We start from the raw sequence: 14,713 nt of genomic DNA on the forward strand, positions 1-14,713 counted from the left end.
TCGCTTCGCTCGCAATGACGGCTTGGGCTTATGCCGCCACCGCCTCACCGCTCTTGCGCAGTCCAATAAACTGCAGTTCGGCAAACACGCCTGTCGCAATCGCCTGGGCTACGACAAACACCTGACCGAGCAGGTTCGGCGACACCGCGCCCGAGAACAACAAAGCGATACTGCCGAGCGTCCACGCGGCATTCCCCACGATCACGACCAGCACCAGCGCCTTCGGCACCGATGACCGCGCGGCAAGCCAGCCGACCAGCGCGGTATAGGCGATCAGGAACAGGCCGGTTTCGCGCAACAGCGCTTCCGGCAGATTGAGGAAGGGCGTGAGCGCGCCGGCGCCGAGCGTCAGCGCGACCGCGGCGACGCCGCTGAAGATGGCGTCGGCGAGGAGGGCGCGGCTCAGGAATGTTGATGGATGGATCATGACAGTTCTCCTTTGCTTGGTGGACTTGGGTGAGACAGGGATCAGCGCTGCAGCAGCGACCGGAGCCGACGCACCAGCCGCATCGGGCTGAGCGCCTTGCCGACCCTGTTTTCGATCGTCTGCACCTGCACGAACACGAAGACGCCGGTGTCGTGCACCACGGGTTCGGGCATGTTCAGTGAACGCGCCACGAGCCAGGTGGCCAGATTGAGCGTCCACGGGATCGCGGCGGCGGCGAAGCGGAAGAGGGCAAGCATCAGCATGGGTCATCTCCTGTGCCCCCAAGATGACCCGGCGCTTGACCCGTTTCGATTACCTCGGACGTAATGGAATGGGTGAAATTCGCATGGTAGGTTTTCCATCATGAACGCACATGCTTCCGCGGCGCGAGCCGAGCGAACCCAGCCCGTCCATATCGGCGATCACCTGCGCGAATGGCGGCAGCGCCGCCACTTAAGCCAGCTCGATCTGGCGGGAGATGCCGAGATCTCCGCGCGTCACCTCAGTTTTGTGGAGACCGGCCGCGCCGCGCCATCGCGCGAAATGGTGCTGAAGCTCGCCGAGCGATTGGAGGTTCCCTTGCGTGAACGCAACGTGCTCCTGGTCGCAGCGGGGTTTGCCCCGGCCTTTCCGCAGCGCTCGCTCGACGATCCCGCGCTCAAATCGGCGCGGCAGGCGATCGACCTCGTGCTGAGGGCGCACGAACCGAATCCGGCGCTGGCCTATGACCGACATTGGAATCTGGTGACGGCCAATCGCATGGTGGCGCCGCTGCTCGAAGGCATCCCGCCGCATTTGCTGGGGCAGCCCTTAAACATCATGCGGCTCGCCTTTCATCCTGAGGGACTGGCCCCGCGCACGGTCAATCTCGCCGAATGGAGCGCGCATCTGTTGGAGCGGTTGCACCGGCAGTGCGAGGCGACGGCCGATCCCGAACTGCTGAAACTCTATCAGGAACTGAAGGCCTATCGGATGCCGGCGCGTTCGGGGCCCATCTCGACTGACAATGTCGCGATCCCCTTCAAGCTGCGGAGCGCGGGCGGCGAGGTGCTGAGCTTCATCTCCACCACCATGGTGTTCGGCACGCCGGTCGACATCACGCTGCAGGAGCTGGCGCTGGAAACCTTTTTTCCCGCCGACGACCTGACCGCCGAGCGGATGCGGCAGATGGCGGCCAGTCTCGCGTAGTCCGGGTGGGCAAAGGCGCACCGCGCCGTGCCCACCATTAGGTATTGATGTCGTGGAGATATGGTGGGCACGCTGCGCTTTGCCCACCCTACATCCTAGCGGTTTACACCGACCCGCTCGCCAACATGCACCGCTGCCAATCAACACGGTCGGCGACCTCCTGCGCGGTTGGCGCAACCGCCGCGCCATGAGTCAGGCCGATCTCGCGTTCATCGGGCTGATTGGCGCGGTGCTGACGCTGGGCACGCCGAGGATGTCACGCTGCAGGAATTGCGCGTGGAAACGTTCATGCCTGCCGACGAAGGATCGGAAGCATTGCTTGCAAAACTAGCGCGTTGACTCATTGGCGCGCCGCGTGTTGCGTGCGGTACCAAGACAAAGGGCGCTTCCGAGGTTACCCGCCAACCGGACGTGCCAGGATATGCGCGAGTTCACTTCTCTTTGGCTTTGGTTTCAGGTCTGGCCGAAACTGCGATCTTTTCCTTCATTTCGGCGCAGGTTCTGCGTACCTGCGCGGTCAGCAACGAGCAGTTCTCAATATGAAGGAAGACGCGCTTGGCCTCCTCGCGGTATCGCGCTGCGGTTTCCTTCAGCTCCTCAATCACGGTGAGCGCCTCGCGGCTCATGGCCTCACATTGTTTGACGTGCCCGACCAGCTCAACGCCCAGGTCCTCGATATCTTTCGCCGCAGCTTCATATTCGCGGACAACCGCTTCCGCCGACAGCTTGCCGATCTCCGTGGCTCCGGCGCGATGCTCGACATAGTCGGGCATCGACAAATCCGGCGCGCTTACGGAAGGCGGCGCGAAATCGGTCGGCTGGGGTTCGCGATTCGACGGCAGTTTTCGAAATTCTTCCTCGATCTCGCGTTCAATATCGATCACATCAAAAATCGGCGGTTTTGCTGACTGCGCCATGGCAATGCTCCTTGTGAGCCGGTGACAAAAAATTTTGCAATGCAGCCAAAATGGTTAGTTGCTCTGGGGAATCGAGCAACAGGATCCCCTCGGTAAGCTTGTTAGTTAAGCTTTACGTCCTCGGTGCGGGTTAATTCTGGAACCGATAGGGAGCTCTCGCGATCGCGGACATGCGCCAGGCGTGCACGGAATCAGCGGTAGTCAAGTGTTCCAGGTGGTTTACCAAACCAGTCCGATAGCGAGGCCCACTTGATTCCGGGATGTGCACCAAAGCGGATGTCGGCCGACTGCCCTGTATTTGCGGTGGCTCAGGACGCCTGAGCCTGTGCACCGCCTGCAATAGCGGCGTGTTGCTCTCGACCATCGGCACGTCGAGCCGCATCCATGCCGCCGCCGGGCCGGGCTTTTCCAATGCGCCCTCGATCAGCCGCACGGAAACGTCCGGAAATAGCGGCTCCACTTTTGTGCGAAGGCCGGCGGTGGTGAGCCTGTCTCCGGTGGGGCGTCATCGCCTGCTTGCTTCGAAAAGGGATCAGCGGATGTCTCGTCGCCCTGCGCGGTCAGCAGCGCCGTGCAGCAGCCGATCTCGACGTCGCCGTCCATGAGCCGCACCTGCATGGTCTTGGCCTTGCGGCCGTCGCGCAGCATCTCGGTTTCAACGCCGAAAGCGCGCAAGCCGGCCGGCCGCCACAGATCGAAGGTGAGCCGGCGCACCGCAAAGCCGGATGCATCGGCCAGCCGCTCGACCTCGCGCGTCATCAGCGACGTGGTCGCGCTGCCCTGCAGCATATCCGGCGCGACCATGGCCCGCCGGCATGTTCGGTGGCGCGAAACTGGGGCCTTCCGGCCTGAAAATAGCGGTCATATGCAGGGCTCCGCGTGCAGGGCTCCGCGGTTCAAATCGATGCGCGGGTTCTAGAAAGGTCGGCCGTTTGCCACAATAACCGTGGAGGTGACGTGATACGAGACATGCAGGTCGCGCTCTTGTCTCCTCGCCCGATCGGACTACCTTTCGGGCATCATTCGCGAGGAGACCCCGATGAGCACCTTAAAGCCCCTCAAGATCGACATCGTGTCCGACGTGGTCTGCCCGTGGTGCTACATCGGCAAGCGCCGGATCGAGAACGCGCTGGCGCTGGTGCCTGATGTTCCCGTCGAAGTGCGCTGGCGGCCGTTCTTTCTCAATTCCTGGGTGCCGCGCGAGGGCATCAGCCGCGACGAATATCTCACCGCCAAGTTCGGTTCGGTCGAAGCCTATAAGGGCATCGCCGGCCGCGTCGTGGCGGCGGCGGGCGAGGAGGGGCTGACCTACCGCCCCGAGCTGGTGAAGCGCCAACCCAACACCATCGATTGCCACCGGTTGATCCATTGGGCGGATGCGCAGGGCAAATCAGCCGAGATGAAGCAGCGCTTGATGGAATTGTATTTCCGCGATGGCGGCGATCTGACCGACGTCAACGTGCTGGTGCAGGCCGCGGCTGATGTCGGCCTCGATGCCGACGACGTGCGCAGGCGTCTCGCCACCGACGAGGATGTTGTGCTGATCTCGGGGCAAGCGCAGGAGGCATCCGACAAGGGTATCTCTGGTGTGCCGACTTTCGTGTTCGCGCAGAAATACGCCGTCTCCGGCGCGCAGCCCGCCGAGCAGCTCGCCCGCGCCATCCGTCAAGTATCCGGCGAGATCAACGCGCAGGCGGCGGAATAAATACCGGCTTTCTTCTCCCTCGCCTCGCTCTTGCGGGGAGAGGAGCGGGGTGAGGCGCCTCTCTCCAGACAGCGCAGTGTCGCGTTTGAAGTGAGTGTCGCCTCAACAATCAACAACAATACTTGGGGAGGCGTCATGATCTACGAACTGCGAACCTACACCGTAAAGCCCGGCACGCTCGGCGACATGATCAAGGCCGCGAGCACCGTCTCGCGTGACATCCGCAAGGACGATTACGGCAAGCTCGAAGGCTATTGGTCGACCGAGATTGGGCCGCTCAATCAGGTTCTGCATATGTGGAGCTACAACAGTTTCGACGAGCGGACGCGGATGCGGGCCGAATTGGCCAAGAACCCGCGCTGGACCGGCGAGTATGTGCCGCTGATCCGGCCCTTGCTGGTGCGCCAGGACGTCCGCTTGATGAATGCGGTGAGGCCGCCGGTCGCGCCGGCATCGACGGGCAATGTCTACGAACTCCGCAACTATCGGGGCAAGCCTGCCGGTGGCCTGAAGCAGTGGCTCGATGCGTTCACCGCGGTGCTGCCGGAGCGCGAGAAATATTCAAAGATTGTAGGCCTCTGGACGACCGAAGCGGGGCAGCCGAACGAAGCCTGTCACATCTGGGCCTATCCCAGCCTGAACGCCCGCGGCGAAGCACGTGGCAACGCGATGAAGGATCCTGCCTGGCAGGAGTTCCTCGGCAAGGGTCCGGGCTTTCTCGAGGAAATGCACTCGACCATCATGCTGCCGGCGCCGCACTCGCCATTGCAGTGAGTTGTCCAAGTAGCCCGGATCGAGCGGTGCAGATAACCCCGCGGCATCTGCACCTGTTCAAGTCGCGCCGCCAGCGCGGCACCGCGCCGCTGGCGGCTCACGGCACGGGCGCGGCCGGCTGCAGTCAGATTGTCACGCGGCTGCCGTCGAAGCGCGTGAAGGAGAAGCCGTCGAAGGGTTCGCGGAGGGTCGTGCGCTCGTCCCGCAGCATGCCGATAGCCACTTCCTCGCCTAGTGCCATTGAGGCGGAAGCGTCGGAACGCCAGTGGATGCCCGCCCAATTCCGTCCGAAACCAAAATTCACCGCGAGCTTGTTCAACTCTCCACCAACGGTGAGCGGCGGGCCGTTGTAGGGCACGAGCTTCGTCGGGTCAGCCGGATCGGGCTGTACCGGGTTGGCGATCACGCGGCTCTCGTCGAAAAACGCCTTCAATAGGGTAGCCGCGACGGCACCAACGCTTGTGGCACCGCCGGGATAGGTTGAGTGGAAGGGCGCAGCGTCCGGATAGGTTTGGGACAAAAGATAGGTGCCGTATTTGGCTTTACTGCGATCGAGGGCTTCCGATTTCAGGAAGTTATCATGCAACGGGTAGTCGCTCACGCCGTTGGCGAAGCGATGGTGCGCCAGACCGCCGTAGGCCTCCGGTCGCACAGCCCGATGCACGAAATACTTCTGCCAGTAGGACGCGCGGACGGAGTTACTGATCCCCGTGGCGAGCAGTGCCTGCACATAGGGGAACCCGAAGGTGGCAGCCCCAGGGCCTTGGGTTTTCGATTTCCGATACGGGTTCGATGGGTAGGACGCGGGCTCTGTCGGTGGATAGATCCCGGAGTAGCGTTGATCCGTCCCACCGCCGGGGGTTGCAAGGAGCAGTGTTGCCGCCCACGCAAATGCAGGAGGCGTGCGGACATACTCCGCGAGATCTCTCCCTGTCGTTATGTATCGCGGTGTCGCGTCGAACTGCAGCCTGCGTTTCGCTGCAACGCCGTTCTGGATCGCCAGCCACTCCTCGTAGTCGGTCAGGAATTCGCTGGTGGGCAGCACGGTGCGAATTTGAGCACTGATCCACTGTGAGGCATAAGGGACGTCCCGGAGCAGGAATTGCGAGATCAGCGGTCCGTCCAAAATGCCTGGGGGCGTGACGGAGCGGCCCTTCGGGTCAGTCGGGTCGAAATAGAGCGCATTGGCACGGAACAGCGTACCGGGCGTGACCCGCCCACCAGACTTCGGCCCCCGGAAATCGGCAAGCTTGTTGAGTTCCTCGGTTGCTGCAAGTACGTCGCGATTGGAGGTGTCGTCGCGCAACTCGGTAAGCGGAACATCACGAAGCAGGGATTGCCAATATACCTCGACCGCCTCGCCGCCGCGCTCTGCACTTGCAAGGGCCGGTGCCGGCGGTATCCCAATCTGAGTGGGGTTTATGCCGCTCAGACTGACGGCCTGTGTGCCTACAGGATTGACCAGTTTGCGCGTGCCGCCGAGCGGGATTTTCTCGAAATCAGCGGGATCGCCCGACTGGCAAGCGGTATAGAGCGCCTGCCATGCCGCTTGTTCCACTTCGCCGCGTTTGTCGTGCGGCAGGCCCCGTGAATCGGAACCGATCTTGTTAATGTAGCGCGCCTCATCGCCATTCGTCGGGTGGGACGCGATGGGAATTTTCTCGTTGTTGCTCGCGCAGACCTCTCGGACTTCGAAAGCGCGGCGCTTGAACGCCGCATCGAGCGGTCGCGAGTCCGCGCTCACAGGCTGCGCCGCGGCTGGGGCTATTCCGGGCATGCTCGGCGGAGACGCAAGCACGGCGGCGCCAACCGCAATGCCGGCCCCGCCGAGCAGCGAGCGGCGAGTGACCACGGCGGTCGTCGGCAGGGCCGGCGATGCCAGGTCGGATTCAGTCGAAATGGTGGGGTGATCAGCCATGGAGATCTCCTCCCTCGCAGGCGAAATCTGGACAGGATTGCGCCGGAGCCGACCACACTCTTGCGTCCGCTCCTGGACGCGAAATCATTCCATCGGGAGGAAACGTGAGGAGATTGACACAGATCAATACGTGAGTGGTGCAGACCGATCAGTTAGATGCGCATCCAGGTGCACCGGCCCCCGGATTACGCTTCGCTTCACCCGGGCTACTAGTTACGCGCCCTTCAAATAGTAATTGGCCCGCTTGCCGAGTGCGATCCGCCGCAGCACGCGGCGCATCGCCATTGAGGCGCGCAGCGGTTTGATCGCCGTCGTTACCATGCGATAGAACGCGAGCTTCAGCGCATCGAGCACCGGTTGCTTGCCGGGAGGCTGCTGCGGCAAGCCGATGCCGCGCAGCATCGAATTGAAGAAGTGCAGATCGTTCAGCCGCCGCACTTCGCGCGTCTTCCAGGTGATCGCCATCGAGATCGAGAACGAGCCTGATGTGCGCACCCAGTGCGGCCACTGGTACGGCACGTAGCAGCCGTCGCCTGCGAACAGATGGAATTCCGTAGCCCGCGGCGCAAAGCTCTCGTCGTATTTCAGGTTGCGATGCTTGGTCATCGAGCGCTCGATCTCGTCGTCGGAGACGATCGAACGGTCGGTGTTATCGAAGATCGTGAAGAATTTTTCGCCGTGGATATGGACGAAGAAATTGTCTTCGCTGTCGAGATGGAACGGCGTGGTCGAGTTTGGCGAGGACACGAACAGAAAACCTTCGACCTGCTCGAAGCCGGCATCGAGCAGGCTGTTGAAGCCACGGGCGCGGGCGACCGACAGCAACGTGTCCTCCAGCAACGCCCGATATTCCGGCGAGTTCTCCACGCGCTTGAGCACCATCCAGGCGCCTGCGGTTTCGATGCTCTTCACGACTTCGACCGGATCGAGGTCGACGGAAGGAATCGCGTCCGGATCCTGGCTGATCGCGACCTTGCCGGAATTATATTCGATCAGGTCGCGCGGCAATTCAGAGGCCAACTGCGCGATACGTGGCAGCGTCAGCAGCGGATGGCCGGCGAGCTTGTGATGGATCGCAAACGGCTTGAGCGGAAAGTCGCGGCGAAGCGCGTCATGATCGGCCGTAATCACGGGCGCGATGGCGGTAAGCGTATTCATTAGGATTTCTCCTGCCGTGATCTGAGAAAATGAACGATGCGGCGTACTGGCTCGCGGATCGCGCCGCGCAAGCCGAGCGCGGCGCGGATCAGCGACACGACCGGATCGCGCCGTCGCAGCGGGATCAGGACGTCGCCGATCGCAAGGCGTTCGCGCCAGATCGGGTTGATCATGGGATGGTCGGGCGCGGCGGTGGAATCCACCATTGAAATGGCCGGATCGGCGCAGAGGTGCCGGGTCAGCTCCAGCGTCAGCTGTACGCCCGGCGAATATTTTGCAAAGCGCTCGTCGACGCCGAGCTTGAAGTAGAAGGCGCGGTCCTGATGGCGCAGCACGATTGCCGCGGCCACCGGCGTTTCGCCGGCCCGCAGGGTCACGATCTCGCACTGGCCGGTCTCGGCCAGCGCTGATGTGGCACGGCGGACGAAGGCCGCATCGCCGTCGTCCTGGCTGAGCGCGGTGCCACGCTGGCCTTTCCAGCCGCTCGCCTCCAGCATCAGGAATGTTTCCATCGCGGCAGCGACGTCAGCAGGCGTGCGCGCCACGTCAAAATTGACGGCACCCTGTTCGGCGAGGCGATTGCGCTGACGGCGCAGTTCTTTCTGTTTCTTCGCGCCCAGCGCCTCGCGCAGCACTTCGTCGGCGTCACCGGTGGCATCCAGGCAAGCACGGACATGCGATTGCAGTACCACGGGCTGCATGCGGCTGCGATGCAGCACGTCGGTAAAGGCCTTCATGGCAGCGCCATCGAGCGAGGTGGCGCGGATGATCAGCGCATGCGCGCCGGCCCGCCGGGCCTGCTGCAGAATGCCCGTGACGGCTTCCTCCGCCATGTCGCGGTCAAGCAGCGGCGTGCAAAGCGTGCCGTAGGGATCGGCGCTGACCAGAGCGGGCAGGGGGATTCTGTAGGCGCTCCACATCGAGACCACAGGCACCAGGCCGATCAAGCTGGAAGCATCGCGCCTCGCGCCAAGCGCGGCGGCGTTGCCGCGTCCCTGCGCCGAAGCGTTTACCGCCAGCTCCCATTCGGGCAGGTAATAGCCGTTCGGCTCGGCGGCGCGCTCAGACAGCGCGCGCCATTGCGCCCCGGAAACGCCGGCGAGCGGCGTCAGCGCCCCGCTGGAGCCTGGCGCATGTGCGTTCGCATCCTTGCTCGATGCACGACGAACCGTCGATGTGTCAGCAATATCAGCCACTTCCCCGAATCCCCATTCGCGATTTATGCGGCTGGCGACACCAAGAGGGTGTCGCCTAGCCGTCGCGTTCACGGAGCGACGCTATCGGACAGAGGTGGAAAATCGCGTTGCAGCGAAGCTCGGATTTAAGCGGTCGCGTTAACGGATCGTTCAGCCTGATCCGGCCGCTCGGCCGGGGCGCAAACCCGTTCGTAGCTAGACCGGCTCGTAGCTCTCGGTATTGCAGGTATCTTCGCCTTCGACCTTTTGGCGATCTGCGATCACGCCGCCCGAAATCTCGACGCGATAGGTCTGCGTACCCAGCGGTTTGCCGGTCACCGAAATCACTTCGGCCTTGACGCAGGCGGTCCAGCCCGGGCCGCGGAGGTTGGGGCGCGGCTCGGAAACGCGAACATGGGTCGGTTGCGAGGCCGCCGTGAACACCGCGTCCAGTTTCTCCTTCAGCATGCGCTTGACGTCGGGTGCCGGCTCGAGCGGGGGCGGCTCGGGCGCCTTGGCGCGCATGAACTCGGGCACCGGCGAGCGGACGTCGGCAAAGCCGCAACCCGCAAGCGTCAGCGCTGCGCCCGCAACCAGCGCTATATGATTCACGATCCGTCGCATCGGAGGATGTTCTACCCCGGAGACGTCGTTTCGGACAGTGCTGGGCAGAATAACGATTGCGCGACTGTGATTCACATCACTGCGCGGGACCTGGGGCCTGCGACAAGATCGCCGTTGAATCGAGCCCTTGTCACGCCCCAAACGGCGCCGCCGGCTTGAACCCTTTGGCTCCGGGCCATGACCAACCCGTAGCCTGCATTGCCGGGAGGTGGCATCATGTTCCGAGATACGCTGCTCAAGCTGATGATTCCCGCTGCGGTTCTTCTGGGAACACAATCGGCCTCTGCCGAAAGTCGCCTCGCGCTGGTGATCGGCCAGTCCGCCTATCGCTCGGTGCCGGCGCTGCCCAATCCGGCCAATGACGCCAGGGCTGTCACGCAATTGCTGACCGATTCCGGCTTCGAGGTCTCGACCGCGTCCGATCTTTCGCAAGGCCAGATGCGGGAGGCGGTCAGCGACTTCGCCGGCAAGGTCGCGGCCAAGGGCGCCGACACCGTAGCGCTGGTGTTTTACGCCGGTCACGGGCTGCAGATCGACGGCGAGAATTTTCTGGTTCCGGTCGACATCGATCCGAAGCGGGAAGCCGACATTCCGATCCAGGCGGTGCGCCTCAACGACATCCTGAACACCCTGACGTCGGTGCCGAGCAAGATGCGCATCCTGATGCTCGACGCCTGCCGCAACAATCCGTTCCCGGACCTCAAGACCGCCGGCGGCGGACTTGCCCTTATCGATGCCAAGGTCGGCGCGCCCGGCACCTTCCTGTCGTTCTCGACGTCGCCCGGCGCGGTTGCCGAAGATGGCTCCGGCTCCAACAGCCCGTATACGACCGCGCTGCTGACGGCCGGCAAGGAGCAGATTCCGATCGAGGAGACCTTCAAGCGGGTGCGGCTTGCGGTGAACAAGGTCACCGAAGGGCGGCAGACCCCGTGGGACAGCTCCTCGCTGACCGAGGATTTCCGCTTTTCGGGCGCGTCGCTCGCCGGGCCGAAGCCTGCGGCAGCTCCGAAGAAGACGGTCGCCGAGTGGACCCGCGACCTGAAAGGCAAGCCGGTCGAGGCGGCGAACGAGCTGATCGTGGCCGACGGCACCGACGAAGCGTATGAGGCCTTTGCCGGCCTCTTCCCGCAGACGGCGCTCGGGCGATTGGCGCGCGACTGGCTGGTTCGGCACCGGCGCATGGTGGCGTGGAACGAGGCCGTGCTCATCAACACCGCGTCCGGATATCGCTCGTTCCTGGCGAAATTCCCCGACAGCGATCTCAGTGCGACCGCGCGCAAGCTGGAACAGCGGCTGCGCAACCGTCCCGAGTTCACGCCGGCGGTTGCCGCCGCCAACGCCGCCCTGCCGCAAAACGTCTCGCTGGCCGCACCGATGTGTCCCTGCAACGTGCAGCCGCCGCAGCAGCCGCAGCCACTGAAGGTCAATGCGCCGGTCAGGCGCGTCGAGCCGGATCCGCCGAAAAAGCGGGTCGATCGCAAGCCGCCGCGTCGCGAGCCGGATGACGACGTCGTGGTCGTTCGCCGTCCGCCCCCGCGCGTGGTGTACGATCCGCCGCCGCGCGAAGTGTACGAGCCATCGAGACCGCCGGTCAGCATCGGCATCGGCATTGGCCTCGGCGGGTTTGGCGGCGGCCGCGGCGGCAACTATGGCGATCATGGCGGCCGGGGTAGATACTGACGTGCCAATCGGGTAATCGATCCCGCAAGCGTTGCATTGCGCTTGCGGGGGCAGGATGCGAAATCCGTTTCGTCTGTTCATTTTCATCGTTGCCATCTTCTGCATCGGTATCGCGCATCCGGCTTCCGCCTGGGAGCATTGGGGCGGCGATCGCGGCGGATCGCGGTTTTCGCCGCTCAACCAGATCACGCCTGATAATGTCGGCAATCTCGTCCGCGCCTGGGAGTTTCGCACCGGCGATCTCGACAGCCGTGCGCCCGAGGTGATGAAGCGGACCAAGTTTCAGGCTACGCCGCTGTTGGTCGAAGACAGCCTGATCTTCTGCTCGCCGTTCAACGAAGTCATCGCGCTCGATCCCGGCAGCGGCGCGCAGAAATGGCGGTACGATCCAAAGATCTCGACCGCGCAGCGGCCGGCCAACCGCTACACTTGTCGTGGCGTGGCCTATTGGGTCGACGACAAGGCGTCCGGAACGGCCGCCTGCCGCGCGCGAATCTTCGTGGGTACCAACGACGCGCGGGTGATCGCGCTCGACGCCAGGTCCGGCATTCCCTGCGCCGATTTCGGCGCCAATGGCGAGATCAGGATCGAGATCGGCACGCCGCTGGAATGGCCCGGCGAATTCCAGATCACGTCGGCCCCCGTCATTATCAGCGACACCGTCATCGTCGGTTCTGCGATCGCGGACAACCGCCGCGTCGAGGCGCCGCTCGGCACGGTGCGCGCCTTTGATGCGCGAACCGGGCGTCCGCGCTGGAGTTTCGATCCGCTGGTGCATGATGGCGTCGTCGCCGGCCATGCCAATGTCTGGGCGCCGATGTCGGTGGACGAGGAGCGCGGCCTGGTGTTCTTGCCGACGTCCTCGCCGAGCCCGGACTTCTGGGGCGGCAAGCGGCCCGGCAACAACGACTACGCCAATTCGGTCGTGGCGCTGCGCGCCGGGACCGGCGAGCGGGTCTGGTCGTATCAAACCGTGCATCACGATGTCTGGGACTACGATTTGCCGGCGCAGCCGACGCTTGCGCGCATCGATACCGGCGCAGGCTTGCGCGACGTCGTGATGCAGCCGACCAAGCAGGGATTTGTGTTCGTGCTCGACCGCGATACCGGCAAGCCGGTGTGGCCGGTGGAGGAACGGGCCGTGCCGCAGGGCGGTGCCGAAGGCGAGCAGCTCTCGCCGACGCAGCCGTTTCCGACCCACGTGCCGGCGCTGCTGTCGCAACAGATTTCGGCCGATGACGTGTTCGGCCTGATTCCGTTCTGGGAAAGCCGGGCCTGCCGCGCGCAGGTCGCCTCGGCGCGCAACGAGGGTCTCTACACGCCGCCGTCGACGCAAGGCACCGTGGTGTTTCCGATGACCGGCGGCGGCGTGAACTGGGGCGGCGCCGCCTTCGATCCCGTCAACCAGATCCTTTACGCCAACACCTCGCGCGCGATCCACATCGTCAAGCTTCTTCCGCGTGCCGCCGTGGCCGACGGGTTCAACCCGCCGCCCGGTCACGATTTCGGACGGCAGCAGGGTACGCCCTTCGCGATGACGCGCGCGGTCGCAGTGTCGCCCTTGGGCTTGTTGTGCAACAAGCCACCGTGGGGCGAGATGGTCGCGGTCGATCTGCAGGCCGGCAAGATTCTCTGGCGCTCGCGGGTCGGCACCACGGAGGACCGCGCGCCGCTCGGCATCGCCTTGCCCTTCGGCACGCCGCTCGTCAGCGGCGTCGCGATCACCGCCGGCGGTCTCGTCTTCACCGGCGCGATGGATGCTTATCTGCGCGCCTTCGACGCGCGATCGGGGAGGGAGCTGTGGCAGGGCCGGCTGCCGGTGCCGGGGGTTGCCAATCCCATGACGTATCTGTGGAAAGGCGAGCAATATGTCGCGATCGGCGCCGGCGGTCATTCCGAGTCGGGCACGACCATTGGCGACAGCGTGGTGGCGTTCCGCCTGGCGCGGCCGGGCGAAGCGCCCTCGCTCTGGTCGCGCACCATCGACCGGCCCGGCGGACGATTCATGAGCGGGGCGATTGCGGCTGGGGTCGTGGTGCTGCTGCTGGCGTGGCGCTGGCGGCAGAGCAGGGTGCGGAGGGCGTAGGTTACCGCAACAACCGCTCCATCGTCGTCCCTGCCTAGTGCGCAATTGCGCACGGGGCGCAGGGACCCATACTCCGCGGCAGTCGTTGTTGGAAAAGACAAGGTAACTACGACCTTACAAAACAACTTCGGCCGGTGGCTATGGGTCCCTGCGTTCGCAGGGACGACGGAAGATTTTCAGGTTTGATATCGACGAGCCGACATACATCCGCGTTCTCGCGGCGCATCTCGCCCGAGGTTTGCATCTTCGTTTGCCCTCCTCGAAAATCAGAGGGCGCAGGGAAGACCGGGTGCGCGCTGCACCCGCGGTCTCGTGTGCAACGTGCACAGAAGAACACGCACACGAGCATACAGGTTCAGCGGGAGCATCCCGGCCTTCCCTGCGCAATGGCTTTACGGCTTACTTCGTGCTCTTCCCGGTGAACGGCTTTCTTGCCACCGTCGCTGCGCTTGCACGCAACTTAACGCCAGCACCGCGGCATCAGAACCACACGACTTCGCCGTACGCATCAGGCGCGTACGTCTATCGCGCCATCAGCGTCCATCGCATCTCACCGCACGTTCGTGACGATGGCCAACGCCCCTCATCTGCCGTGAGACGGGCGGAGTTATGCAGATGATTTGCGTGACAAGTTAAGCGGAATATTTTTGCAAATGGGGCTGGACAGGTTTTGACTGATTTGCCCGTCGTGTTGATTTGTCGCAGTTGGTGCATGAGATCGCGCTTGTGCGCGAAGCAAATCAGCCCGCAGACCGTAGTCTGTAGGGTGGGCAAAGCACAGCGTGCCCACCATTTGGAAGCGCGCTCGATGATAGATGGTGGGCACGTCGCTACGCTCCTTTGCCCACCCTACGAACTGATCTCTACTAGTCAGGATTATTACAACTCCCGCGTCGGCTGGAACGTTTCTGCCGGTTCGCGGTTCTGTTACCGGAGACGGAATCCTAGCGAGGAGCGGGACAGTCCCGGCAAAGGCCAAGCGGTGTAACGCCCGCTTGGCCTTTGTCTTGTGGGGCAGCCTCGGCGAGGAACTAACGGCTTCATGTGGACTTGAATCCGAA

13 protein-coding genes are annotated in these 14,713 nt (G+C 63.7%); 5 read left to right on the forward strand and 8 right to left on the reverse strand.

The features are described from left to right. Positions 1–28: 28 nt before the first annotated feature. Together IVB22_RS05700 and IVB22_RS05705 are read right to left on the reverse strand one after the other, a co-directional pair. Positions 29–427: a hypothetical protein gene (locus IVB22_RS05700; RefSeq protein WP_247516330.1), complete on the reverse strand. Its 399-nt coding sequence runs from the start codon at positions 425–427 to the stop codon at positions 29–31. A gap of 41 nt (positions 428–468) precedes the next feature. Beyond that, complete coding sequence (locus IVB22_RS05705; protein ID WP_247516331.1) at positions 469–690, reverse strand: hypothetical protein; 222 nt, start codon at positions 688–690, stop codon at positions 469–471. A gap of 100 nt (positions 691–790) precedes the next feature. Between IVB22_RS05705 and IVB22_RS05710 the strand changes: the two genes are divergently transcribed. Further along, complete coding sequence (locus IVB22_RS05710) at positions 791–1,615, forward strand: helix-turn-helix domain-containing protein (RefSeq protein WP_247516332.1); 825 nt, start codon at positions 791–793, stop codon at positions 1,613–1,615. Between the two features lie 431 nt (positions 1,616–2,046). Here IVB22_RS05710 and IVB22_RS05715 read toward each other — a convergent pair whose 3' ends face one another. Together IVB22_RS05715 and IVB22_RS05720 are read right to left on the reverse strand one after the other, a co-directional pair. Continuing rightward, the gene (locus tag IVB22_RS05715; RefSeq protein WP_247516333.1) at positions 2,047–2,532 is read right to left on the reverse strand and encodes a hypothetical protein; all 486 of its coding nucleotides are present in this window, start codon (positions 2,530–2,532) and stop codon (positions 2,047–2,049) included. A 423-nt stretch (positions 2,533–2,955) separates the two neighbouring features. Beyond that, positions 2,956–3,336 (reverse strand): acyl-CoA thioesterase domain-containing protein, encoded by a 381-nt coding sequence (locus IVB22_RS05720; protein WP_247516334.1) that lies wholly within the window; start codon positions 3,334–3,336, stop codon positions 2,956–2,958. 235 nt (positions 3,337–3,571) lie between these two features. Between IVB22_RS05720 and IVB22_RS05725 the strand changes: the two genes are divergently transcribed. Further along, positions 3,572–4,237: a DsbA family oxidoreductase gene (locus IVB22_RS05725; RefSeq protein WP_247516335.1), complete on the forward strand. Its 666-nt coding sequence runs from the start codon at positions 3,572–3,574 to the stop codon at positions 4,235–4,237. A gap of 135 nt (positions 4,238–4,372) precedes the next feature. Continuing rightward, positions 4,373–5,011 (forward strand): NIPSNAP family protein, encoded by a 639-nt coding sequence (locus tag IVB22_RS05730; RefSeq protein ID WP_247516336.1) that lies wholly within the window; start codon positions 4,373–4,375, stop codon positions 5,009–5,011. Positions 5,012–5,135: 124 nt separating this feature from the next. Here the strand turns inward: IVB22_RS05730 and IVB22_RS05735 are convergent, their stop codons facing one another. The 4 genes from IVB22_RS05735 to IVB22_RS05750 form a co-directional block, all read right to left on the reverse strand. Next, on the reverse strand, positions 5,136–6,929 hold the full coding sequence (locus IVB22_RS05735) for a vanadium-dependent haloperoxidase (RefSeq protein WP_247516337.1): 1,794 nt from the start codon (positions 6,927–6,929) through the stop codon (positions 5,136–5,138). Between the two features lie 213 nt (positions 6,930–7,142). Continuing rightward, positions 7,143–8,087, reverse strand: a complete 945-nt coding sequence (locus IVB22_RS05740) for a cupin-like domain-containing protein (RefSeq protein WP_247516338.1) — start codon at positions 8,085–8,087, stop codon at positions 7,143–7,145. Continuing rightward, entirely contained in the window at positions 8,087–9,283 is a 1,197-nt protein-coding gene (locus IVB22_RS05745) for a GNAT family N-acetyltransferase (protein ID WP_247516339.1), read from the reverse strand. The genes IVB22_RS05740 and IVB22_RS05745 overlap by 1 nt, the downstream gene beginning before the upstream one ends. Before the next feature lie 195 nt (positions 9,284–9,478). Next, positions 9,479–9,874 carry a hypothetical protein gene (locus IVB22_RS05750; RefSeq protein WP_247516340.1) on the reverse strand — a complete coding sequence of 132 codons (396 nt, stop codon included), beginning with the start codon at positions 9,872–9,874 and terminating at the stop codon, positions 9,479–9,481. A gap of 228 nt (positions 9,875–10,102) precedes the next feature. Here IVB22_RS05750 and IVB22_RS05755 point away from each other — a divergent pair, with 228 nt between their 5' ends. After that, the gene (locus tag IVB22_RS05755; protein ID WP_247516341.1) at positions 10,103–11,566 is read left to right on the forward strand and encodes a caspase family protein; all 1,464 of its coding nucleotides are present in this window, start codon (positions 10,103–10,105) and stop codon (positions 11,564–11,566) included. A 55-nt stretch (positions 11,567–11,621) separates the two neighbouring features. After that, on the forward strand, positions 11,622–13,652 hold the full coding sequence (locus IVB22_RS05760) for a pyrroloquinoline quinone-dependent dehydrogenase (protein ID WP_247516342.1): 2,031 nt from the start codon (positions 11,622–11,624) through the stop codon (positions 13,650–13,652). Positions 13,653–14,713: the final 1,061 nt, after the last annotated feature.

The sequence above is a fragment of the Bradyrhizobium sp. 190 genome (assembly GCF_023073415.1).
Classification (GTDB): domain Bacteria; phylum Pseudomonadota; class Alphaproteobacteria; order Rhizobiales; family Xanthobacteraceae; genus Bradyrhizobium.